Below are 22,277 nucleotides of genomic sequence, written 5' to 3' on the forward strand. Positions count from 1 at the left end.
GCGCGCCATGCGCCGTTCAATGAAACAGTTCGTCGTACTCGACGGTCGCGGTGCCGAGCTTGCCGACCACGATGCCCGCCGCGCGATTCGCGAGCACGACCGCCTCGACGAGCGGCAGCCCCGCGCCGAGCATCGTCGCGACGGTCGCGATCACCGTGTCGCCCGCGCCCGACACATCGTACACCTCGCGCGCAAGCGCGCTCACGTGCAGCTCGCCGTCGTTCGAGAAGAGCGTCATCCCCTCCTCCGAGCGCGTGAGCAGCAGCGCGTCGAGCGCGAGCTCGGCGCGCAGCTTCGTCACGCGCGCGTGCAGGTCGTCCTCGGATGTCCACTGCCCGACAACTTCGCGCAGCTCTGCGCGGTTCGGCGTGATCAGCGACGCGCCGCGATAGCGCGCCCAATCGGCGCCCTTCGGATCGACGAGCACGGGCTTGCCCGCCGCGCGCGCCTTCGCGATCATCGTCGTCACGTGCGTGAGCCCGCCCTTCGCGTAGTCCGACATCAGCACGACGTCGTACGAAGGCAGCAGCGCGTCGAAGCGCGCGAGCCCCGCGAGCAGCACTTCGTGCGTCGGCGCCGCCTCGAAGTCGACGCGCAGCAATTGCTGCTGCTGCGCGAGCACGCGCAGCTTGATCGTCGTCGGCAGCGACGGATCGCGCTCGAGATACGGCGTCACGCCGCTTTCGCCGAGCAGCTCGACGATCCGCTCGCCCGGCTCGTCGCCGCCGACGACGCACAGAAGGCCTGCCTGGCCGCCGAGCGTCACCGCGTTGCGCGCGACGTTCGCCGCGCCGCCCAACCGCTCCTCCTGCCGCTGCACGTGCACGACGGGCACGGGCGCCTCGGGCGAGATCCGGTTGACGTTGCCGAACCAGTAGCGGTCGAGCATCACGTCGCCGACCACGAGCACGCGCGATTTCGCAATCTGCTCGCGCGGCACGCCGCTCGCCGAGGCGGCGAGCGGCGCGCGCTTATCCGCGCGCGGAGGAAGAGACGGGCTCGACATAGGGGCGTCCAATCGCGTGGTAATCGATGCCGAGTTCGGCCATCGCATCGGGTTCGTACAGGTTGCGGCCGTCGAAGATCGCGGGCGCCTTCAGCACCGCCTTCAGATGCGAGAAATCCGGGCTCTTGAATTCCTTCCATTCGGTGACGATGACGAGCGCGTCCGCGCCTGCGAGCGCATCGTCGGCCGAGTCGACGAACGCGATCCGCGCGAGCGCGTCGGGCGCATCGTGCAGGTCGAGCGCAAACACGCGCCGCGCCTCGTCGATCGCGACCGGATCGTACGCGCGCACCGTCGCGCCGCGCGCGAGCAGCGACGCGATCAGGCGCCGGCTCGGCGCTTCGCGCATGTCGTCGGTGTTCGGCTTGAACGCGAGCCCCCAGACGGCGAACGTGCGGCCCGTCAGATCGGCGCCGTAACGCTGCTCGATCTTGCCGAGCAGCACGTTCTTCTGCGCGTGGTTCACTTCCTCCACCGCCTCGAGGATCTTGAGCGGCTGGCCGTTTTCGCTCGCGGTGCGGATGAGCGCCTGCACGTCCTTCGGGAAGCACGAGCCGCCGTAGCCGACGCCCGCGTACAGGAAGTGATAGCCGATCCGCGGATCGGAGCCGATCCCGCGCCGCACCGCCTCGATGTCGGCGCCGACGCGATCCGCTAGATTCGACATCTCGTTCATGAACGAGATGCGCGTCGCGAGCATCGCATTCGCCGCGTACTTCGCGAATTCGGCCGAGCGCACGTCCATGTAAATCGTCCGCTCGTGATTGCGATTGAACGGCGCGTAGAGCTTTTTCATCTTCTCGCGGGCGATCGCGCCCGCTTCGTCGTCGTCGACGCCGATGATGATCCGGTCGGGCCGCATGAAATCGTCGACGGCCGCGCCCTCCTTCAGGAACTCGGGGTTCGACACGACCGAGAAGCGATGCCCGGCGCTGCCGGCAAGGCCGCGCGCGGCAAGCGCCTCGTCGATCACGGCGCGCACGCGCTGCGCGGTGCCGACGGGCACCGTCGATTTGTCGACGATCACCTTGTAGCCCGCCATGTGACGGCCGATGTTGCGCGCCGCCTCGAGCACGTATTGAAGATCGGCGGAGCCGTCCTCGTCGGGCGGCGTGCCGACCGCGATGAACTGGATCTCGCCGTGCGCGACGCTCGCCTCGACGTCCGTCGAAAACGTGATGCGGCCCGCGGCGCGCGTGCGCGCGATGATTTCCTGCAGCCCGGGCTCGTGAATCGGCATGCCGCCGTTGTTCAGGATGTCGATCTTGCGGGGATCGACGTCGAGACAGAACACGTCGTGGCCGATCTCGGCGAGACACGCGCCGGTGACGAGGCCCACATAGCCCGTGCCGATGATGGTGATCTTCATAAGTATTCCGATGATTCGCTCGAGCGGACGGCGTCCGCCCGGTTCAGGCCCGCGCCGGCGATGTCACGCCGGCTGGCGCGGCCTGCCCCATTACTGCCCCGCTACGCAACGGCGGGCTCGACGCGCCGCGGCGCATAGGTTTCCCATCCGCTGCATCCGGGGCACTGCCAATAGAAGAGGCGCGCCCGGAAACCGCAATTCTGGCATGTATATCGTGGCAAATTTTTGGTGCGCTGCTTGACGAGCGTGCGCATCATTTCGAGCTCGGCGCGGCGGGGCTCGTCGGCCGCGGCGATCTGCGCATCGAGCAAGTGCAGCATGCCGGACAGATTCGGCGCCTTTTCCATCTGCGAGCGCGCGAGCGCGTGCGCGGCGCCGTTGCCGCGCATCTGCGCGACGTACTGATAGACGACGTCGAGCAGATCGTTCGACGGATAGCGCCGCGCGTAGTCCGTCAGCAGATCGGCGCCGTCGGCCGCCCGATCGAGCGCCACGTAGGATTTCATCAGCTTGTCGGCGACGAGCGGCAGGTACGCGGGATTCTGCGTCTCGATCCGGCGCCAGTGCTCGATCGCCGCGAGATGGTCGCTCGCTGCGGCGGCAGCGTCGCCCGACAGGATCGTCGCACGCGCGTTCTGCGGATTCACCGCGAGCGCGTCGCGCAGATGCCCGGCCGCGAGTTCGGCGTTCTTGCGCAGCAGCGCGTCCTGCGCGAGCTCGCAATGGAATTGCGAGATCTCCGTCGCAAGGCGCGGCGCGCCCATCGATTCGATTCGCGTCGCGGTGTCGATCGACTTGTTCCAGTCCTTTTCGATCTCATAGATCGTGAGGAGCGCGCGCTGCGCGTCGAGCGCGTAGTCGCCTTCGGAGAGCTTGTGGAACGCCTCTTCCGCGCGGTCGAGCAGGCCCGCCTTCAGGAAATCCTGCCCGAGTTCGAAGAGCGCGTGATCGCGCTCGTTCACGGGCAGATCGTTGCGGCTCAGCAGGTTCTGATGGACGCGAATCGCGCGGTCCGTCTCGCCTCGACGGCGAAACAGGTTGCCGAGCGCGAAGTGCAGCTCGACCGTTTCGGGATCGAGCTTCGCGACTTCGATAAACGCGTCGATGGCTTTATCCGGCTGTTCGTTCAGCAGGAAGTTCAGGCCGCGGAAATACGAGCGCGGCAGATTCGCGCTCTCGGACAGCAGCTTGTTGAGGTCGTAGCGCGACGCCATCCAGCCGAGCGCGAACGCAACGGGAATGGCGAGCAGCCACCAGAAATCGAGATCCATGCGACGTGTCGAAAAAAACCTGGGCCGCGCATCGTGCGCGGCGTCGGCATCGTTAAATGACGGGCGGCATCGGCGGCTGGTCGACGACGGCCGGGTTCTCGCGCACAGCGCGCAAGTCGCGCTTCAGGCGGCCGTTCTCCATCCGCATCCGGAAAATCGCGGGCAGCGCAGACAACAAACCCGCGATCAGCCCGACGCCGAAGAACGCGAGGCCGATCAGGATCAGCGGAGCCTGCCAGTTGTACCCGGCTAGAAAATTCAGCGTGGCGCTTTGCGTATTGGCCAGCGCAAGCACCAGCAGCAGCACGAACACCAGCACACGGATCAACCAGACGATGAACTTCATGACTCCCTCTCTTTGACTGAGATTGTTCGGCAGCGCGTGCGACTCCCCTTCGCAGCGCTTCAGGCGCCCCGTATTGTAAAGGAAGCGTTTCGCGCTTCGTGAATCGCTTGTGCCGGCGCTTGACACGCTTCGCGAAACGCGCGCGGCGCGCCAAAGAAAAAGCGCCCGCGAGGGGCGCTTTCTTTCAGCCATGCTGGTTCGGCATCGACCGCGGCGGAACCGTCACTCGCCGCTTTCCGGCTCGTCGTTCTTCAACGGCTCGCCGGCACGGCCGTCGACGCGCTCGCGCAATTCCTTGCCGGGCTTGAAGTGCGGCACGTACTTCTCAGGCACCTGCACTTTCTCGCCCGACTTCGGATTGCGTCCGACGCGCGCCGGACGGCGGTTCAGACCGAAGCTGCCGAAGCCGCGAATTTCGATGCGATGCCCTTTCGACAAGGCGTCGGACATCGCATCGAGCATCGTTTTCACCGCGAAATCCGCATCCTTCAACACGAGCTGCGGAAATCGCGATGCCAGCTGGGCGACCAACTCGGATTTGGTCATACTTCAGCAGACCTCGCGAGGCTTACTGGTTCTGGCCGTCGAGCTTCGCCTTCAGCAGCGCGCCGAGGTTGGTCGTGCCCGTCGCAGCGGCGCTCGAATCGGCTTGCAGGCCGCGCATCGCTTCCTGCTGCTCGGCCGAATCCTTCGCCTTGATCGACAGGTTGATGCCGCGCGACTTGCGATCGATGTTGATCACCATCGCGTTGACCTTGTCGCCTTCCTTCAGCACGTTGCGTGCGTCTTCGACGCGATCCTGCGAGATTTCCGACGCACGCAGGTAGCCTTCGACGTCCGGCGTGAGCGTGATGACCGCGCCCTTCGCATCGACCGACTTCACGACGCCGTCGACGATCGAGCCCTTGTCGTTCATCGCGACGTAGTTGCTGAACGGATCGCCTTCGAGCTGCTTGATGCCGAGCGAGATGCGCTCCTTCTCGACGTCGATGCCGAGCACGATCGCCTCGACTTCGTCGCCCTTCTTGTACTTGCGAACCGCTTCTTCGCCAGCTTCGCTCCACGACAGGTCCGACAGGTGGACGAGGCCGTCGATGCCGCCCGGCAGACCGATGAACACGCCGAAGTCGGTGATCGACTTGATTGCGCCCGTGATCTTGTCGCCCTTCTTGAAGTTACGGCTGAAGTCATCCCACGGATTCGGCTTGCACTGCTTCATGCCGAGGCTGATACGACGACGGTCTTCGTCGATCTCGAGGACCATGACTTCGACTTCGTCGCCGAGCTGAACGACCTTCGACGGAGCGACGTTCTTGTTCGTCCAGTCCATTTCCGACACGTGGACGAGGCCTTCGATGCCCGATTCCACTTCGACGAACGCGCCGTAGTCGGTGATGTTCGTGACCTTGCCGAACAGGCGCGTGCCCGACGGGTAGCGGCGCGAGATGCCTTCCCACGGATCGTCGCCGAGCTGCTTGATGCCGAGCGAGACGCGGTTCTTCTCTTGGTCGAACTTGAGGATCTTCGCGGTGACTTCCTGGCCGACCGACAGAACCTCGCTCGGGTGACGCACGCGGCGCCATGCGATGTCGGTGATGTGCAGCAGGCCGTCGATGCCGCCGAGGTCCACGAACGCGCCGTAGTCGGTGATGTTCTTGACCACGCCGTTGACGATCGCGCCTTCCTTCAGCGTCTCGAGCAGCTTCGCGCGCTCTTCGCCTTGCGTGGCTTCGATCACCGCGCGGCGCGACAGCACGACGTTGTTACGCTTGCGGTCGAGCTTGATCACGCGGAACTCGAGCGTCTTGCCTTCGTACGGGGTCGTGTCCTTGACGGGACGCGTGTCGACGAGCGAACCCGGCAGGAACGCGCGGATGCCGTTGACCATCACGGTCATGCCGCCCTTGACCTTGCCCGTGATCGTGCCGGTCACGAGTTCGTTGTTGTCGAGAGCCTTTTCCAGCGACAGCCACGAAGCGAGACGCTTCGCCTTGTCGCGCGACAGGATCGTGTCGCCGTAGCCGTTTTCCAGCGCGTCGATCGCGACGGAAACGAAATCGCCCGCCTGAACCTCAACCTCGCCCTGATCGTTCAGGAATTCCTCGATCGGAATGTAGGCCTCGGACTTGAGACCGGCATTGACGACCACGAAGTTGTGGTCGACACGCACGACTTCGGCGGAGATCACTTCGCCGGCGCGCATGTCTTGGCGGGTCAGCGACTCTTCGAACAGAGCCGCGAAGGATTCGGTATTCGGGTTGGAGGTTTGCAGGTCGGACATAAAAATCGGTTTGTGCGTGGTTTCGCTCTACCGCCCGCGCCGGCCGCAACGGCTGGCGACGCGCCCGCGAATCCACACGGGGTAAGGGTTTAACACACGCTTCGCGCGACGCGCGAAGCACCTACTGCGCTTTCGCCCCCGATCAGGCGGGCTGGCCGAGCTCCCGATACCACGCGAGCACCTGTGCGACCGATTGCTCGATCGTCAAGGCCGACGTGTCGAGGGGCTTGGCGTCTGCCGCAGGCTTGAGCGGCGCGGCGGCGCGATTGCTGTCGCGCGCGTCGCGTTCGCGCAAATCCTGGAGCAAGTTATCCATATTAGCAGAAAAACCTTTTTGCATCAATTGCTTATGCCGGCGCGCGGCGCGCGCCTCGACGCTTGCCGTCAGGAACACCTTCAGCACCGCGTCCGGGAAGATCACGGTCCCCATGTCTCGGCCGTCCGCGACGAGCCCGGGGGTCTTGCGAAACGCGCGCTGCCGCGCGACGAGCGCCGCGCGCACGGGCGCGTGGACGGCGATCGCCGACGCCCGGTTGCCGACCGCCTCCGCGCGGATCGCGTCGGACACGTCGACGCCGTCGAGCTGCGCGCAACCCTCGCGGAACGTGATGTGGAGACCGTCGACCAGCTTTGCAAGCGCGTCGACGTCGTCGGGCTCGACCTGATAGCGGATGCTCGCGAGCGCCGCGAGCCGGTACAACGCGCCGCTGTCGAGCAGGTGAAAACCGAGGTGCGCGGCGACGAGCGCCGCGACGGTGCCCTTGCCGGATGCCGTCGGGCCGTCGATCGTGATAACTGGGGTCGGGTGAAAAGGTCGAGTCGATTTCATCGGGTCAATACGGGCGTCACGCCTTCGCGAGCGCCAGGAAACGGTCGAAATAGTCGGGGAACGTCTTGCCGACGCACTTCGGATCGTTGATGCGCACGGGCACCCCGCCCAGGCTCACGAGCGAGAAGCACATCGCCATCCGGTGGTCGTCGTAGGTGTCGATCGCCGCGTTCGGCGTGAGCTGCGCGGGCGGCGTCACGACGAGATAGTCGGCGCCCTCCTCGACCGTCGCGCCGACCTTGCGCAGCTCGGTCGCCATCGCGGCGATCCGGTCGGTTTCCTTCACGCGCCAGCTGCCGATGTTGCGCAATGTGCTCGCGCCGTCGGCGAAGAGCGCGGCGACCGCGATCGTCATCGCGGCGTCCGGAATCAGGTTGAAATCCATGTCGATCGGCGCGAGCCTGCCGTGGTCGTGGCCGATGCCGCGCACTTCGATCCAGTCGTCGCCCATCGTCACGTTCGCGCCCATCTGCATCAGCGCGTTCGCGAAACCGACGTCGCCCTGGATGCTCGCGCGGCCGACGCCCTCGACGCGCAACGGCCCGCCGCCCAGCGCACCCGCCGCGAGGAAGTACGACGCCGACGATGCGTCGCCCTCGACCATGATCGCGCCGGGCGACCGGTAGCGCACGCCCGACGGCACCGTGAAGCGCTGCCAGCCGTCGCGCTCGACCGTCACGCCGAAGCGCGCCATCAGCTTGATCGTGATCTCGACGTACGGCTTCGAGATCAGCTCACCCTCGATCTCGACGATGCTTGCGCCGTCCTTCGCCTTCACGAGCGGCAGCGTCATCAGGAGCGCGGTCAGGAACTGGCTCGACACGTCGCCGCGCACGCGGATCGGCGCGTCGACCGAGATCGTCGCGGGCCGAATCCTGAGCGGCGGAAAGCCCTCGCTGCCTTCATAGTCGATCCGCGCGCCGATCTGGCGCAGCCCGTCGACGAGATCGCCGATCGGACGCTCGTGCATCCGCGGCACGCCGTGAATCCGGTAGTCGCCGCCGTTCACCGCGAGCGCCGCCGTCAGCGGCCGCACCGCCGTGCCCGCGTTGCCGAGGAAGAGATCCGCGGTTCTCGCGGTGAACGCGCCGCGCGTGCCGCCGACGACGCAGGTGTCGCCGTCGCGCGACAGCTTCACGCCGAGCTTCGTCAACGCGTCGAGCATCACGCGCGTATCGTCGGAATCGAGCAGGTTCGTGACGGTCGTCTCGCCCTCCGCGAGCGCCGCGAGCAGCAACACGCGATTCGAGATGCTCTTCGAGCCGGGCAGGCGCACCGTGCCTTGCGCATGGGAGAACGGGCCGAGATCGAGATGTTCCATGTGAAATCCTGTTGCAGGGATAGCTGAACGGACAGCGGATGCGGGTTTCGCGCCGCGCTCGCGCCACGCCGAGCGCGCCGCGCGCGAGCGCGCGAACACGGTTTCGAGCGCGGCGCCGTCGCCCGCGTCGATCGCCGCGCGCAGCCGTGCGAGCACGCGCGTGTAGGCGTCGAGCTCGTCGAGGAGCGCCGCGCGGTTCGCGAGACACACGTCGCGCCACATTTCCGGGCTCGACGCGGCGATGCGCGTGAAGTCGCGGAAGCCGCCCGCCGCGTACGAGAATTTCAGCTCGGCATCGGATTCGCCGAGAATCTGCTCGACGAGCGCGAACGACAGCACGTGCGGCAGATGGCTCACCGCCGCGAACACGCGGTCGTGCTGCTCGGCGCTCATCGCGCGCACGTCGGCGCGCGCCGCGCGCCACATCGCTTCGACCCGCGCGAGCGCGTCCGGCGCGTTCTCCGGCAATGCGCACAGCACGACGTTGCGGCCGACGTACAGATCGGCGAGCGCCGCGTCGACGCCGCTCGATTCGCGCCCCGCGATCGGGTGGCCCGGCACGAACTGGCCGATCCGCGCGCCGAGCGCCGCGCGCGCGGCCGCGACGACGTCCGACTTCGTGCTGCCCGCGTCGGTGACGATCGTCAACGCGTCGAGAAACGGCGCGATCCGCGCAAGAAGCGCGCCCGTCTGCGCGACGGGCGCGGCGAGCAGCACGAGATCCGCGCCCGCGAGCGCGTCGCGCAGTTGCGCGTCGTCGTCGAGCGCCGCCGCGCGGTCGATCACGCGCAATGCGAGCGCGCGCTCGATCGACGCCGTCGAGCGGCCGACGCCGACCACCTCGCGCCTGCCGCCCGACGCGCCTTCGCGCAACGCGAGCGCGAGCGAGCCGCCGATCAGCCCGACGCCGAAAATCACCAGTTTGTCGAAAGAAAAGCCTGACACGACGAGAGCCAAGTAACGCGCGTCCGGGCCAGGCCCGGGCGCGCGAGGGTCAATATCGAACGGCCGCCGGCCCGGCGCGCCGCACATTCGCAAGCGCGAAGAGCCATGCGCCGCCTCGCTGCGGCAAGCCGTTCAGCCGTGAACCTGCCGCCGCGCGCCGCTTCGGCCGATGCGGCCGAAGCAGGCCGCGCCGGCCCGCGCAACGCAACGCGATGCGCTTCACCGCGCGCGCGGATACGAACCGAGAATCTTCAGGAATGCCGCCTTCTTGCCGAGCTCCGCGAGCGCGGCCTTGACGGCGTCGTCGTCGCGATGCCCTTCGATGTCGATGTAGAAGTAATACTCCCACGTGCCGACCCGCGCCGGGCGCGATTCGAAGCGCGTCATCGACACGCCGTGCCGCGCGAGCGGCTCGAGCAGCTTGAACACCGCGCCCGGCTCGTTCTTCACCGACACGATGAGCGACGTCTGGTCGTGCCCGCTCTGCCCCGCCGGCTCCTTGCCGATCACGGCGAAGCGCGTGCGGTTGTGCGGATCGTCCTGGATCAGCGCATACGCGATCTGCAGCCGGTAGTGCGTCGCCGCGCGGTCGCCCGCGATCGCGGCGACCGTCGCGTCGTCGGCCGCGAGGCGCGCGGCTTCCGCGTTGCTCGAGACGGCCTGCCGCTCGAGATGCGGCGCGTTCGCGGCGAGCCAGTGCTGGCACTGAGCGAGCGCCTGCGCATGCGCGCAGACACGCTTCACGCCGTCGAGCGTGCCCGTCTGCGTGAGCAGGTTGTGATGAATCGGCAGCGACAGCTCGCCGCCGATCAGCAACTGCGTGTGCAGCAGCAGATCAAGCGTGCGCGACACCGCGCCTTCCGACGAGTTCTCGACCGGCACGACGCCGAATGCCACGGCGCCCGCCTCGACCGAGCGGAACACTTCGTCGATCGACGGGCAAGGCAGCCCCTCGATCGAATGCCCGAAGTAGTCGAACATCGCCTGTTCGCTGTACGTGCCGACAGGCCCCAGGAACGCGACGTGAATCGTCTGCTCGAGCGCACGGCTCGCCGCCATGATTTCGCGCCAGATCGCGCTGATGTGCTCGCTCGCGAGCGGCCCGCCGCTCATGTCCTGCAAGCGCGTGATCACCTGCTGCTCGCGCTCCGGCCGGAACACGGGCGCGTTGAAGTGCTTCTTGACCTCGCCGACCTCGAGCGCGACCGCCGCGCGCTGGTTCAGCAGCGCGATCAGCTGCGCATCGATCGCGTCGATGCGCTCGCGCAAAGGCTTCAGGCGGGTATTGAGTTCGTCGTCCATGAATTGACAAGCGTGCTTAGGGAGCGGCGCGCGTCACGCGCATCGCCGCTCGAAATCTCTCATGTACTCGACGAGCGCCTGCACGCCCGCGAGCGGCACCGCGTTATAGATCGACGCCCGCATGCCGCCGACGGACTTGTGGCCCTTCAACTGCAGCAGCCCGCGCTCTTTTGCGCCGGCAAGGAAGTCTTCGTTGCGCGATTCGTCGGCAAGAAAGAACGGCACGTTCATCCGCGAACGCGCCGACTTCTCGACCTTGTTCAGATAGAAGCTGCCCGCGTCGATCGCGTCGTACAGCAGCTTCGATTTTTCGATGTTGCGCTTCTCGATCTCGGCAAGGCCGCCTTGCGCCTTCAGCCACTTGAACACGAGGCCCGCGATGTAGATCGCGTAGGTGGGCGGCGTGTTGTACAGCGAATTGTTGAGCGCGACCGTCTTCCACTCGAACGCCGACGGGCAGATCGACAGCGCGCGGTCGAGCAGATCCTCGCGGACGATCACGAGCGTCACGCCCGCCATCCCGATGTTCTTCTGCGCGCCGCCGAAGATCGCGCCGTACTTCTCGATCTCGATCGGACGCGACAGGATGTGCGACGACACGTCGGCGACGAGCGGCACGTTGCCGAGATCGGGGATGTCGAACGTCTCGACGCCGTCGATCGTCTCGTTCGTGCACAGGTGCACGTACGCCGGATCGTCGGACATTTGCCATTCGGAGAACGCCGGCACGCGCGTGAAGCCCGCTTCCGTCTTGCCCGTCGCGGCGAGATGCGGCGCGCAGTATTTCTTCGCCTCGTTGAACGACTTCTGCGACCACGAGCCCGTGACGATGAAGTCGGCCGTCGTCCGCGAACCGAGCAGGTTCATCGGCACGATCGCGTTCTCGGCGATCCCTCCGCCCTGCAGGAACAGTATCCGGTAGTTCGCGGGCACGTCGAGCAGCTCGCGCAGATCGGCAAGCGCCGCCTCGTGGATCGACATGAATTCCTTGCCGCGATGGCTCATTTCCATCACGCTCATGCCGCTGCCGTTCCAGTCGAGCATTTCGGCGGCCGCCTGGCGCAGCACTTCCTCGGGCATCGCCGCGGGACCGGCGGAGAAATTAAAGACGCGCATCGTGAGAACCTCGGAAGGGACGCGGCCGCCTCGATCCGCCGAAAGCCGCGCGGGAAAAGGAAATGGCCGCTTGCGCTGTCGCGCAAACGGCCATTATCGCACTGTCCTGACGAACCCGCCAAACCCGGGCGGCGAACGCCCCGGCCGGCGGGCCTCAGCCGGCGCGGCTTACTTGCCCGGCTTGACCGTCGCGACTTCCTTGTCGGCTTGGTCGCGCGTCGCCTTGATCGCCTGCGGCATGTACTTCTGCATCAGGCCGTTCACGACGTCGCGGCCGACCTGATCCTGAACCTGGATGAACTTGCGGCCCGTCGGGCTCTTGTAGAACGTCGTCAGATCCTTGATCTCCGACGTGCTGTAGTACTTCGCGTACGCGTCGTACTGAGCCTGCATCGCGTCGTTCGTGAACTGCTGCGTGCCGAACACCTTGCCCGCGCCGTCGACGAGCTTCGGCACCGCATTCTTTTGCAGCGTCGGCACGGCGGCTTGCTTTTGCTTGTCGTTCAGCGTCTTGTTCTCCGACAGCGCGTCCGACAGGATCGCCGGCACGAGCTGCTTCGACTGCATCTCGGCGCTGTTCGCGATGGCCGCGACGAGCTTCGGCGCGTCGATCGCGTCGAGCAGATCCTTGATCGCCGCCTTCTTGTCTGCGTCGATCGGAGCAGCGGCCGCCGGAGCCGAAGTCTGGCTCGACAGCGACTGAGCCATCGCGAACGCCGGAACCATCGCTGCCAGCAGGACCAGTTGCTTGAATCGTTTTTGCATCATCACTCCCTCATGGAAATATGCACAGTTTATACGCCGCGCCCGTCACGCCGCATCTTTGCGTGCGCGCCGGGCGGCGGCTCGACGGTCACAACCGGCTCAGGCGTCGCCGCCCTCCGACGCGTCGTCGTCGTCGGGATCGGCATCCGCCTCGGCGATCTGCTGCAGACCCGAAAGCTTGGTGCCTTCATCGAGACTGATGAGTGTAACACCTTGCGTCGCCCGCCCCATCTCGCGGATCTCCGACACGCGCGTGCGGATCAGCACGCCCGCCGTGGTGATCAGCATGATCTGATCCTCGGCGTCGACGAGCGTAGCGGCCACCACGCGACCATTGCGCTCGGACGTCTGGATCGCGATCATCCCCTTCGTGCCGCGGCCGTGGCGCGTGTACTCGGTGATCGGCGTGCGCTTGCCGAAACCGTTCTCGGTCGCGGTCAGCACCGATTGCTCCTCGCTGCCCGCGACGAGCATCGCGATCACCTGCTGACCTTCGTCGAGCTGCATCCCGCGCACGCCGCGCGCCTCGCGGCCCATCGGACGCACGTCGTTCTCGTCGAAGCGCACCGCCTTGCCGGCGTCGGAGAACAGCATCACGTCGTGCGCGCCGTCGGTGATCGCCGCGCCGATCAGGTAGTCGCCCTCGTCGAGGCCGACCGCGATGATGCCCTTCTTCATCGGCCGGCTGAACGCTTCGAGCGGCGTCTTCTTGACGGTGCCCAAGGCCGTCGTCATGAACACGTACTTGTCGGCCGAGAATTCCTTGACGGGCAGCACGACGTTGATCTTCTCGCCGTCCTGCAGCGGGAACATGTTGACGATCGGACGGCCGCGCGAGTTGCGCGAGCCCTGCGGCACCTCGTAGACCTTGACCCAGTACACGCGGCCGCGGTTCGAGAAGCACAGGATGTAGTCGTGCGTGTTCGCGATGAAGAGCGTCTCGATCCAGTCGTCTTCCTTCATCTGCGTCGCCTGCTTGCCGCGGCCGCCGCGCTTCTGCGCGCGATATTCCGACAGCGGCTGCGACTTCACGTAGCCCGCGTGCGACATCGTCACCACCATGTCCTGCGGCGTGATCAAGTCTTCCGTGTTCAGCTCGGTCGCGTTCAGCTCGATCTTCGAGCGGCGCGCGTCGCCGAACTCGGCCTTCACCGCGTTCAGCTCCTCGCTGATCATCACGGTGATCCGCTCGGGCCGCGCGAGAATGTCGAGCAGATCGGCGATCTGCGCCATCACGTCGCGGTATTCGCCGATGATCTTGTCCTGCTCGAGGCCCGTCAGACGCTGCAGGCGCATCTGGAGGATTTCCTGCGCCTGCGTATCGGACAGCCTGTAGAGGCCGTCGCCCTGCATGCCGAACGCCGGGCTCAAGCCTTCCGGGCGGTACGCGTCGCGCCCGCCCGCCGCCGCGTTCTCCGTCTCGGCGCGCGTCAGCATCTCGCGCACGAGCGACGAATCCCACGACTTCGCCATCAGTTCCTGCTTCGCGATCGGCGGCGTCGGCGCGGCCTTGATGATCGCGATGAACTCGTCGATGTTCGCGAGCGCGACGGCGAGGCCCTCGAGCACGTGGCCGCGTTCGCGCGCCTTGCGCAGCTCGTAGACCGTGCGCCGCGTCAGCACTTCGCGTCGATGCGACAGGAAGCACTGCAGGATTTCCTTCAGATTGAGGAGCTTCGGCTGGTTGTCGACGAGCGCGACCATGTTCATGCCGAACGTGTCTTGCAGCTGCGTCGCCTTGTAGAGGTTGTTCAGCACGACCTCGGGCACTTCGCCGCGCTTGAGCTCGATCACGACGCGCATGCCGCTCTTGTCGGACTCGTCGCGGATGTCGGAGATGCCCTCGAGCTTCTTCTCGTTGACGAGCTCGGCGATGCGCTCGAGCAGCGAGCGCTTGTTGACCTGGTACGGCAGCTCGTCGACGATGATCGCCATCCGCTGGCCGCGGTCGATCTCCTCGAAGTGCGTCGTCGCGCGCATCACGACGCGGCCGCGCCCCGTGCGATAGCCGTCGCGCACGCCCGCGACGCCGTAGATGATGCCGGCCGTCGGGAAATCCGGCGCGGGGATGATCTCGATCAGCTCGTCGACGCTCGCCTGCGGATTGTTCAGCAGATACAGGCACGCGTCGACGACCTCGTTCAGGTTGTGCGGCGGAATGTTGGTGGCCATGCCGACCGCGATCCCCGACGAACCGTTGATGAGGAGGTTCGGAATCCGCGACGGCAGGATGAGCGGCTGCGTCTCGCTGCCGTCGTAGTTCGGGCCGAAGTCGACGGTTTCCTTGTCGATGTCCGCGAGCAGCTCGTGGCCGATCTTGGCCATCCGGATTTCGGTGTAGCGCATCGCGGCCGCGTTGTCGCCGTCGACGGAGCCGAAGTTGCCCTGGCCGTCGACGAGCATGTAGCGCAGCGAGAAGTCCTGGGCCATCCGGACGATCGTGTCGTAGACCGCGGTGTCGCCGTGCGGGTGGTACTTACCGATCACGTCGCCGACGATACGCGCGGACTTCTTGTAAGGCCGGTTCCAGTCGTTGTTCAGTTCGTGCATTGCGAACAGCACGCGCCGGTGCACGGGCTTCAAGCCATCGCGGACATCCGGAAGGGCACGTCCGACGATCACGCTCATGGCGTAATCGAGATACGACTTGCGCATTTCCTCCTCGAGGGAGGTGGGCAGGGTCTCTTTGGCGAATTGATCCATGTATCCGTATCTTTTCGGAGCGAAGACGGGGCCGCCTTTCGCGTGGGCGCCGCTCGCGCGACGCAACGTGCGATTCTAACATGCGCCCCAACCCGCCCCAACGCGGCCCCTCTATATAAGAATGGCGAAACTCGCGCGGCCGCTTCGCCGCCACCCCGCCCCGCCGCACGCACAAAAAAACACAAAACGATCAACGAAAGGTTCGCATTTCAAAAAATCTGCAATTCCCCGCCAACAGACTTGACAATTTCCAAAACATGCGGCAAGCGGTGTTGCACTCGCGCCACAATCGATAGACCGATCTTAGGGTGGGGAGGATTTTTTTTCGTGGGAAGGGAACGATATGGCAAAATGCCAACGCACTGAAAGTTAGACGCTGCTCGAAGTCTACACAGAGCGGTGCCGCGTTTTTTGTGCCGCACCAATGTTATACTTCGAGCAATGTATGACTTGTCATCGTCAACAGGCTCGCAGTAAACCTGCGGTAATCTCAATTTCGAGAGGAGAAATATGAATAAACTTTCAAAGCTCGCGTTCATTGCAGCTACCGCAGTTATGGCTGCATCCGCTTCGGCACAGTCGGTGCCGGCGTCGCGTCAAGCCGTGAATGACAACTGGGTGAATGGCACGGGCGAATGGGTGTGGATGAACGGCACGAACGAGCTCTGCTGGCGCGATGCGTTCTGGACGCCGGCCACCGCCAACGCGAAGTGCGATGGCGCACTGGTCGCCCAGGCACCGGCACCGGCCCCGGTTGCACCGGCTGCTCCGGTCATCACGAGCCAGAAGATTACGTACCAAGCCGATACGCTGTTCGACTTCGACAAGGCCATCCTGAAGCCGGCCGGCAAGCAGAAGCTTGACGAACTGGCCTCGAAGATCCAAGGCATGAACGTGGAAGTGGTCGTCGCCACGGGCTACACCGACCGCATCGGTTCGGACAAGTACAACGACCGTCTGTCGCTGCGCCGTGCGCAAGCCGTCAAGTCGTACCTTGTCAGCAAGGGCGTTCCGGCGAACAAGGTTTACACGGAAGGCAAGGGCAAGCGCAACCCGGTCACGGGCAACACCTGCAAGCAGAAGAACCGCAAGCAGCTCATCGCCTGCCTCGCACCGGACCGCCGCGTGGAAGTCGAAGTGGTTGGTACGCAGGAAGTGCAGAAGACGACCGTTCCGGCGCAGTAAGCCGCGGATCGATCGCATCTGCTTCAAAAGCCCCGCTTCGGCGGGGCTTTTTCATTGACGCGGCCCGGACATCGCTCGGCCGCGTTCCTGGCGACCTCGCCCGCTTAGCTTATATACTCGTGGCTTGACGGGCGCGCCGCCACCCTCTTTCCCGCATCCGCTTGCCGACATGACGAACGCCGATCCGCACGAACTCCAGAAATTCAGCGACCTCGCCCACAAATGGTGGGACCCGAACGCCGAATTCAAGCCGCTGCACGACCTCAATCCGGTGCGTCTGAACTGGATCGACGCGCATGCGCATCTGCCGGGCAAGCGCATCGTCGACATCGGCTGCGGCGGCGGCATCCTGTCCGAATCGATGGCGTCGCTCGGCGCGCAGGTCAAGGGCATCGATCTCTCGACGGAAGCGCTCGGCGTCGCCGATCTGCACAGCCTCGAGAGCGGCGTGACCGTCGATTACGAGGCGATCGCGGCCGAAGCGCTCGCCGCGCGCGAACCGGGCACGTACGACGTCGTCACGTGCATGGAGATGCTCGAGCACGTGCCGTCGCCCGCGAACATCGTCGCCGCATGCGCGACGCTCGTGAAGCCGGGCGGCTGGGTGTTCTTCTCGACGCTGAACCGCAACCTGAAGTCGTACCTGCTCGCCGTGATCGGCGCCGAGTACATCGCGCAGATGCTGCCGAAGGGCACGCACGACTACGCGCGCTTCATCCGGCCATCCGAGCTCGCACGCTTCGTGCGCGCAGCCGATCTGCAGACCGTCGAGATCAAGGGCATCACGTATCACCCGCTCGCGAAGCGTTTCACGCTGTCGAACGACACCGACGTCAACTATCTCCTCGCATGCCGCCGCAGCGCCTGACCCGCCACCCGTTTCGATCTCGTCCATGAGCTCATCCTCGCCCTCCTTCGCCGCGTCGCCGACCGACGAGCCGCGCCTCGATGCATGCGAAGCCGTGCTGTTCGATCTCGACGGCACGCTCGCCGACACCGCACCCGACCTCGCCGCCGCAGTCAACAAGATGCAGCGCTCGCGCGGCGTCGCACAAACGCCGCTCGACGCGCTGCGTCCGCTCGCATCGGCGGGCGCCCGCGGCCTGATCGGCGGCGCGTTCGGCATCGCGCCGGCGGACGTGGAATACGATGCGCTGCGCGACGAATTCCTCGCGAACTACGCGACCGACCTGTGCGTGCAGACGACGCTCTTTCCGGGCATCGGCGCGCTCCTCGACGCGCTCGACGCGCGCGGCGTGCGCTGGGGCATCGTGACGAACAAGGCCGCGCGGTTCACCGATCCGCTCGTCGAACTGCTCGGCCTCGCCGGGCGCGCGGCGTGCGTCGTCAGCGGCGACACGGCGTCGCACCCGAAGCCGCATCCGGCGCCGCTGCTGTACGCGGCGCAGCGGCTGTCGCTCGCGCCCGCGCGGATCGTGTACGTCGGCGACGACCTGCGCGACATCCAGGCAGGCAGCGCGGCCGGGATGCCAACGGTAGCGGCCGCGTACGGCTATTGCGGCGACGGCACCGTGCCCGCCGAGTGGCAAGCGCAGCATCTCGTCGAGACAACGGACGAACTGGAGCGATTGCTGCGCGCGTTGCGCTATAATGTGTAATCCGCTGGGGGCGACCTGGTTTCGACAGGGGTTGTGAAGCGGCTAGGGCATGTCGAGGACCCGTCACCTCGTTAATCAATGGGAAAAACGTAACTGCAAACGACGATACGTTCGCACTGGCAGCCTAAGGGCCGCCGTCCTCTGCCTAGTTCACTGACGGGCTAGTGTCGCAAGACCGGTAGCAATACCGACAGAGGTCATATACGTCAGTTAAGCCTTGCCGGCGTCACGACGGCCGGGTCGAAAACTTAGTGAATCGCCGCAACGGAGCGTGTTCGTCCGCGACGTCACGGTTAAATCAAAAGACAGAACTAAACATGTAGAACTGGTCGTGGACCGCTTCTGGACGCGGGTTCGATTCCCGCCGCCTCCACCAATACTCGAACCCTAACCGTTCTCGGTTGGGGTTTTTTCTTGTCTGCTCGCGCCGGTTCCCGCATGCCGGCGGGGGTTTCTGCAAATTCCTGCGGACTTCGCCCGTCGGCCAAATTGCCCCCTTTAGGCCACTTCTTGCCCTCTCCCGCCCCATTTCTCTCTCCGGCCCCGCTTTCTCCGTCAGACCGGAGTCCACAAGAAGCGCCGCTCCACGTGATACAAATCAATGGGTTATGCGCGGACGAATCGAGAGGTTAATTCACGACATTGGTAAGCGAAAGGAACTGAAGCACTGACTCAAGGAAGCTTCAGGTCAAGGGGACCGCAGTCACGGTATCAACTGAACGCCGGATTTCGGGCCAGAAGGCGCCGTTGGCTCATATCGTCGCGAAGACCTTCAGACGTCTGTCCCTCTCGGCAAGCTGCCATTCGCCATGCGAACGCTCAGTACGTACGCGTCGAGTGCAGTGTTCGGGACCCCAAGTCCCCGCGCTCTTTGCACACAATCAGGGTTCGAACTCCAACGGCTGCTACCCGCCGCCCTTGGTCCACCCGACCCGATATGCCTCGAAAGGTGATGACGCGAACTTCGTGTAGCTCAAGCGTGGGCACGCTCCGACTAGGCAATGACATACCCCGCGGGGTCGGCGAAACGCAACAGTTGTGCCTTGATCTCTCTAGGATGCCCGGCCAGATCGATGGTGCCGAAGCGAACGGCATGATCCTGGATGATGGCGAGCTCGTCGACATGAGCATGGACCGATGGATGCAACAGCAAGCCGGCCGCACTGTCGGCATGGGGATCGCCTCGCCCCTTTTGCGAGAAGATATAAGCGTACATCTGGTAGACGTAACCACTCTTGAGCACTTCCCCGCGAAACCGGCTCTTTGTGACAATCGACGTGAATTTGGTGTCGATAATGATGCGGCGCCGGGTCGGGACATGATCGAGCATAATATCGGTTTCCATCTTTGGAAGGATATTGTCGATACCTTCGGTCTTGCCCGTCAGTCGCCATTGATGGACAGTGCCGCTTCTCACGCGCCAGCTATCTTCGGCGAGATTGATTCGATAGAAACCGCCGACGGCTTTTTCGAAGAGCTTACGTACCCATGTCGCCTCGCGATCAGGAATCGGCATTGCGCGCGATCCGGCGGCTTCCGTCGGCAGCGCGAGGTCGAAGGCAAGCTTCGCGGCGTCCACCATCAGGCGGTCATCCTGATCGTTTCTGCAGAACCGCTCGGCACTCATCTGTGCACGCGTAGGAACCGCACCTGACACGCCTGCCATCTTCAGATTATTCGCCAGCGCAGTACACTTGCGGGCGCGACCGGGGTTGACGTGGCGTGCGATATGCTCCAGCGCACCGCGAACGTAACGGTTGCGCGGGGTGTCGATTGTCAGTACCTCGAAGCGGCACGCTACGCTGCCGCGCGCAAGCAGTTGTTGTCGCTCGGTCGTCAGCACGTCGATGCGGCCACGCACGCGGTTCAGTATCGCCTCGTAGGCTCGATAGCCTGCACTGAGCTGGCGGCGTTGCCGTTGTTCCACCGTGTGGATCAGCAATTCGGCGACGAGGTCCGCTAGGTCATCGGGATTGTCTTCAATATCGACAAACCTTGTCCCTTGCGCGCGATACAGATCGGACGCGTACAGCATCAGCAACCAAAGGTTGCGCACGGGAATGCGCCCCAACATGCCGCTGCTCGCCACATCCAGGGCGCCGTCAGCCGTTTCAGACGCAGTTGCCATCACCAGTCGTGTAACAGTTGCTCGGCCGCCTTGCGCGCTTCGTCTGGCGTGTCGAACCAATATTCGTCCAGCAACGGACGAATCTCTGTGTCGACCACGTCGATGAACCATTGGCGTGTGGAACCGGCTTCGAGTACTTCCGTTGGCGTCACATAGCTATGTCCGAGGCGAAAATGCTCGCCGAGCCTCGGGTCCTTTGCGATGGTGCGATTGAGCGCTTCGAAGCGCAACTCGATGGCGCTAGCAAGCGATACATCCATTTTCGCTTGCCTGGTGACCCACTGCCGCCATACCGGGCCAAGCTGGGGCTCAAGTTCGGCGAACGCGAAGCGGCGGCGCAGCGCCATGTCGACCAGTGCGAGGGAGCGGTCGGCCAGATTCATCGTGCCGATGACGTAGAGGTTGTCAGGAACATGCACTGGGCGGCGCCTGCCGTCCGGGTCTGGATAGCAGAGTTCGATGGCTTCATTTGGCGTCCGCTTGCCGGCTTCGAGCAGGGTCAACAATTCGCCAAAGATCTGCGCTGGGTTGCCGCGGTTAATTTCCTCGATGACGACGACGAACTTCTGATCCGGCGCGCGCAAAGCGGCATGGGCCGCTTCCATGAATACACCCTCCACCAGCGCAAGTTTGCCATCGCCAGTGGGCCGCCAGCCACGCACAAAATCTTCATAGGAGAGGTTGGGGTGGAACTGCACGCGTCGAACTCTGCTGTCGGTCTTCTCGCCAATCAGCGCAAACGCGAGACGTCTGGCGAGCCAGGTCTTGCCGGTGCCAGGTGGCCCCTGCAACACGAGGTTCTTTTTCTGCTCGAGGCGCTGGAGCAGGCGCTCTACCTTGGCCCGTTCGAGGAAGCAGCCTTCCCTGAAAATGTCGTCGACGGCATACGGCACAATCGGCCGGTCCGGAACGAGGGATTCCGAGACCACGTCGGCTCCTTCGTCACCCTCGCCATCGGCGTCCTCTCCGGGGCCTCGCGGCCCGCCACCGGCCGGTTGATAGACCCAAGCCTGTTGGGATAGATCGGGGAACGAATGCACGGCGTAGTCCGGTTCCTGGAAGCGCCGCTCCAGAGTATCGATCAGTGCGAGATAGTCGGTGGCGCTACAGCGGTGATTTGGCCCGCTGGTGCTGATCTCGGCGAGCAGCTTTTCCCGGATTAGGCGGCGCGAATTCCCATCCAGCGTAGGAAACGACCATGGACGAATCCAGAAAAGGCCCATCGTGAGGTTCCAGCCAACGCCCGGTTTGCCGTTGACTTGGTCGAACGCTTTAGCGAAACGCTCGCGCCCAGTGTCGTCGTCAGACTCGGCATAGTCGATAGCTGCAGCGAACACGTCCCAAAGCTGATCAATCTGCTCGGCTGGGCGTTCGTCCTCGAACGGAAAATACCAGGACTTGAGGTTGTTCAGTAGCGGTACCCCTTCGAACGATGCGGGCACCGGCTCGGATACGCCAAGAAACCGGGCCAGCTCGTCGGCCAGTTGCTTGCGGTTGATGTCCGTGATGCCCCGGTTGAAGCTGCCCATTACTGTGAACGGACATATATCGCGCACGAAACCCTTCTGGCCGTCCGGGAGTCGATCCTTGTTCAAGTAGTCCAACACGTCGACGCGGCTCGCGATGTCTTGCAGGCCGGCAACAAGCGCGCTGCGATTCGACCGATAGGCGAGCAGAGCGTCGGCGGTGGCCTGGAAGAAGCCCGTCCAGCGGAAAGGTTGCTGCGCCTCGTCGCCAACGCCATAGCGGTCGCGCCAGTATGGCGACTGCAAGAAGCGCTCAAAGTCCTGTGGTTCGTTTTCGAAGGTGAAGCGAATCAGCGCTTCCGCTTTCCAAGTGTCAGGTAGCACGCGCCAAATCGTCGGGCGGTAAGTGTAGAAGAACCACTCTCGCACCGGCTCAACGGCGGTCCATTGCACACCGACCTGATAGCCGTTTCCTTCATTGCTGACCACCGTCCCGATGGCCTTGATGCCCATGACAGAAACCGACTGGTCGCGGATGTCGAATGGCAGGTTGCGCTTGCGCACATAGGCTGCCTTGATGGCGATGCGGTCTCCGACACGCATGGCATTGACATCGGCAGATTCC

General features: G+C 64.7%; 17 protein-coding genes, 1 other RNA gene and 1 pseudogene. 4 read left to right on the top strand and 15 right to left on the bottom strand.

Annotation, left to right across the window (positions count from 1 at the left end):
• Nucleotides 1-16 precede the first annotated feature (16 nt).
• From rfaE1 to gyrA, 13 genes and pseudogenes are all read right to left on the bottom strand, one after another.
• On the bottom strand, nt 17-1,006 hold the full coding sequence (gene rfaE1 / locus WS91_RS21235; RefSeq protein WP_052145031.1) for a D-glycero-beta-D-manno-heptose-7-phosphate kinase: 990 nt from the start codon (nt 1,004-1,006) through the stop codon (nt 17-19).
• Entirely contained in the window at nt 972-2,375 is a 1,404-nt protein-coding gene (locus WS91_RS21240) for a UDP-glucose dehydrogenase family protein (protein WP_059584551.1), read from the bottom strand. Before WS91_RS21240 ends, rfaE1 begins: the two co-directional genes overlap by 35 nt.
• Before the next feature lie 101 nt (nt 2,376-2,476).
• On the bottom strand, nt 2,477-3,646 hold the full coding sequence (gene lapB, locus WS91_RS21245) for a lipopolysaccharide assembly protein LapB (RefSeq protein WP_059584549.1): 1,170 nt from the start codon (nt 3,644-3,646) through the stop codon (nt 2,477-2,479).
• A 52-nt stretch (nt 3,647-3,698) separates the two neighbouring features.
• Nucleotides 3,699-3,992: a LapA family protein gene (locus tag WS91_RS21250; RefSeq protein ID WP_004195986.1), complete on the bottom strand. Its 294-nt coding sequence runs from the start codon at nt 3,990-3,992 to the stop codon at nt 3,699-3,701.
• Between the two features lie 222 nt (nt 3,993-4,214).
• The gene (locus WS91_RS21255) at nt 4,215-4,538 is read right to left on the bottom strand and encodes an integration host factor subunit beta (protein ID WP_038745600.1); all 324 of its coding nucleotides are present in this window, start codon (nt 4,536-4,538) and stop codon (nt 4,215-4,217) included.
• A gap of 22 nt (nt 4,539-4,560) precedes the next feature.
• Nucleotides 4,561-6,273 carry a 30S ribosomal protein S1 gene (rpsA, locus tag WS91_RS21260; protein WP_038745601.1) on the bottom strand — a complete coding sequence of 571 codons (1,713 nt, stop codon included), beginning with the start codon at nt 6,271-6,273 and terminating at the stop codon, nt 4,561-4,563.
• Between the two features lie 142 nt (nt 6,274-6,415).
• On the bottom strand, nt 6,416-7,102 hold the full coding sequence (cmK, locus tag WS91_RS21265; RefSeq protein ID WP_038745603.1) for a cytidylate kinase CmK: 687 nt from the start codon (nt 7,100-7,102) through the stop codon (nt 6,416-6,418).
• A gap of 16 nt (nt 7,103-7,118) precedes the next feature.
• Nucleotides 7,119-8,423 (bottom strand): 3-phosphoshikimate 1-carboxyvinyltransferase, encoded by a 1,305-nt coding sequence (gene aroA, locus WS91_RS38000; RefSeq protein ID WP_038745663.1) that lies wholly within the window; start codon nt 8,421-8,423, stop codon nt 7,119-7,121.
• Between the two features lie 105 nt (nt 8,424-8,528).
• A pseudogene (locus WS91_RS38005) lies at nt 8,529-9,455 on the bottom strand (prephenate dehydrogenase/arogenate dehydrogenase family protein); the annotation flags it as partial.
• Nucleotides 9,456-9,587: 132 nt separating this feature from the next.
• Nucleotides 9,588-10,670 carry a prephenate dehydratase gene (gene pheA / locus WS91_RS21275; RefSeq protein ID WP_038745605.1) on the bottom strand — a complete coding sequence of 361 codons (1,083 nt, stop codon included), beginning with the start codon at nt 10,668-10,670 and terminating at the stop codon, nt 9,588-9,590.
• Nucleotides 10,671-10,703: 33 nt separating this feature from the next.
• Nucleotides 10,704-11,786, bottom strand: a complete 1,083-nt coding sequence (serC, locus tag WS91_RS21280) for a 3-phosphoserine/phosphohydroxythreonine transaminase (RefSeq protein ID WP_038745607.1) — start codon at nt 11,784-11,786, stop codon at nt 10,704-10,706.
• A 168-nt stretch (nt 11,787-11,954) separates the two neighbouring features.
• The gene (locus WS91_RS21285; protein ID WP_059671001.1) at nt 11,955-12,551 is read right to left on the bottom strand and encodes a DUF2059 domain-containing protein; all 597 of its coding nucleotides are present in this window, start codon (nt 12,549-12,551) and stop codon (nt 11,955-11,957) included.
• A gap of 99 nt (nt 12,552-12,650) precedes the next feature.
• Entirely contained in the window at nt 12,651-15,254 is a 2,604-nt protein-coding gene (gyrA, locus tag WS91_RS21290) for a DNA gyrase subunit A (RefSeq protein ID WP_038745609.1), read from the bottom strand.
• A gap of 510 nt (nt 15,255-15,764) precedes the next feature.
• On the opposite strand from gyrA, the gene ompA reads away from it, so the two are divergent.
• The 4 genes from ompA (at nt 15,765) to ssrA (ending at nt 18,434) form a co-directional block, all read left to right on the top strand.
• Nucleotides 15,765-16,439, top strand: coding sequence for an outer membrane protein OmpA (gene ompA / locus WS91_RS21295; RefSeq protein WP_006025709.1), 675 nt, complete (start codon nt 15,765-15,767; stop codon nt 16,437-16,439).
• 169 nt (nt 16,440-16,608) lie between these two features.
• The gene (gene ubiG, locus WS91_RS21300; protein ID WP_038745611.1) at nt 16,609-17,307 is read left to right on the top strand and encodes a bifunctional 2-polyprenyl-6-hydroxyphenol methylase/3-demethylubiquinol 3-O-methyltransferase UbiG; all 699 of its coding nucleotides are present in this window, start codon (nt 16,609-16,611) and stop codon (nt 17,305-17,307) included.
• Between the two features lie 25 nt (nt 17,308-17,332).
• Nucleotides 17,333-18,058 (top strand): phosphoglycolate phosphatase, encoded by a 726-nt coding sequence (gph, locus tag WS91_RS21305; protein ID WP_038745613.1) that lies wholly within the window; start codon nt 17,333-17,335, stop codon nt 18,056-18,058.
• Nucleotides 18,059-18,064: 6 nt separating this feature from the next.
• Nucleotides 18,065-18,434: a transfer-messenger RNA gene (ssrA, locus tag WS91_RS21310) on the top strand.
• Between the two features lie 618 nt (nt 18,435-19,052).
• Here ssrA and mcrC read toward each other — a convergent pair.
• On the bottom strand, nt 19,053-20,186 hold the full coding sequence (gene mcrC / locus WS91_RS21315; protein ID WP_059670951.1) for a 5-methylcytosine-specific restriction endonuclease system specificity protein McrC: 1,134 nt from the start codon (nt 20,184-20,186) through the stop codon (nt 19,053-19,055).
• On the bottom strand, nt 20,186-22,255 hold the full coding sequence (locus tag WS91_RS21320) for an AAA family ATPase (RefSeq protein ID WP_231752058.1): 2,070 nt from the start codon (nt 22,253-22,255) through the stop codon (nt 20,186-20,188). The genes mcrC and WS91_RS21320 overlap by 1 nt, the downstream gene beginning before the upstream one ends.
• Nucleotides 22,256-22,277: the final 22 nt, after the last annotated feature.

The organism is Burkholderia sp. MSMB1498 (genome assembly GCF_001526245.1).
Taxonomy (GTDB): Bacteria; Pseudomonadota; Gammaproteobacteria; order Burkholderiales; family Burkholderiaceae; genus Burkholderia; species Burkholderia savannae.

What these genes read in the sequence shown, in the direction of transcription:
- rfaE1 (WP_052145031.1), bottom strand. Translation starts at nt 1,006, where the DNA reads ATGTCGAGCCCGTCTCTTCCTCCGCGCGCGGATAAGCGCGCGCCGCTC.
- WS91_RS21240 (WP_059584551.1), bottom strand. Translation starts at nt 2,375, where the DNA reads ATGAAGATCACCATCATCGGCACGGGCTATGTGGGCCTCGTCACCGGC.
- lapB (WP_059584549.1), bottom strand. Translation starts at nt 3,646, where the DNA reads ATGGATCTCGATTTCTGGTGGCTGCTCGCCATTCCCGTTGCGTTCGCG.
- WS91_RS21250 (WP_004195986.1), bottom strand. Translation starts at nt 3,992, where the DNA reads ATGAAGTTCATCGTCTGGTTGATCCGTGTGCTGGTGTTCGTGCTGCTG.
- WS91_RS21255 (WP_038745600.1), bottom strand. Translation starts at nt 4,538, where the DNA reads ATGACCAAATCCGAGTTGGTCGCCCAGCTGGCATCGCGATTTCCGCAG.
- rpsA (WP_038745601.1), bottom strand. Translation starts at nt 6,273, where the DNA reads ATGTCCGACCTGCAAACCTCCAACCCGAATACCGAATCCTTCGCGGCT.
- cmK (WP_038745603.1), bottom strand. Translation starts at nt 7,102, where the DNA reads ATGAAATCGACTCGACCTTTTCACCCGACCCCAGTTATCACGATCGAC.
- aroA (WP_038745663.1), bottom strand. Translation starts at nt 8,423, where the DNA reads ATGGAACATCTCGATCTCGGCCCGTTCTCCCATGCGCAAGGCACGGTG.
- pheA (WP_038745605.1), bottom strand. Translation starts at nt 10,670, where the DNA reads ATGGACGACGAACTCAATACCCGCCTGAAGCCTTTGCGCGAGCGCATC.
- serC (WP_038745607.1), bottom strand. Translation starts at nt 11,786, where the DNA reads ATGCGCGTCTTTAATTTCTCCGCCGGTCCCGCGGCGATGCCCGAGGAA.
- WS91_RS21285 (WP_059671001.1), bottom strand. Translation starts at nt 12,551, where the DNA reads ATGCAAAAACGATTCAAGCAACTGGTCCTGCTGGCAGCGATGGTTCCG.
- gyrA (WP_038745609.1), bottom strand. Translation starts at nt 15,254, where the DNA reads ATGGATCAATTCGCCAAAGAGACCCTGCCCACCTCCCTCGAGGAGGAA.
- ompA (WP_006025709.1), top strand. Translation starts at nt 15,765, where the DNA reads ATGAATAAACTTTCAAAGCTCGCGTTCATTGCAGCTACCGCAGTTATG.
- ubiG (WP_038745611.1), top strand. Translation starts at nt 16,609, where the DNA reads ATGACGAACGCCGATCCGCACGAACTCCAGAAATTCAGCGACCTCGCC.
- gph (WP_038745613.1), top strand. Translation starts at nt 17,333, where the DNA reads ATGAGCTCATCCTCGCCCTCCTTCGCCGCGTCGCCGACCGACGAGCCG.
- mcrC (WP_059670951.1), bottom strand. Translation starts at nt 20,186, where the DNA reads ATGGCAACTGCGTCTGAAACGGCTGACGGCGCCCTGGATGTGGCGAGC.
- WS91_RS21320 (WP_231752058.1), bottom strand. Translation starts at nt 22,255, where the DNA reads ATGCGTGTCGGAGACCGCATCGCCATCAAGGCAGCCTATGTGCGCAAG.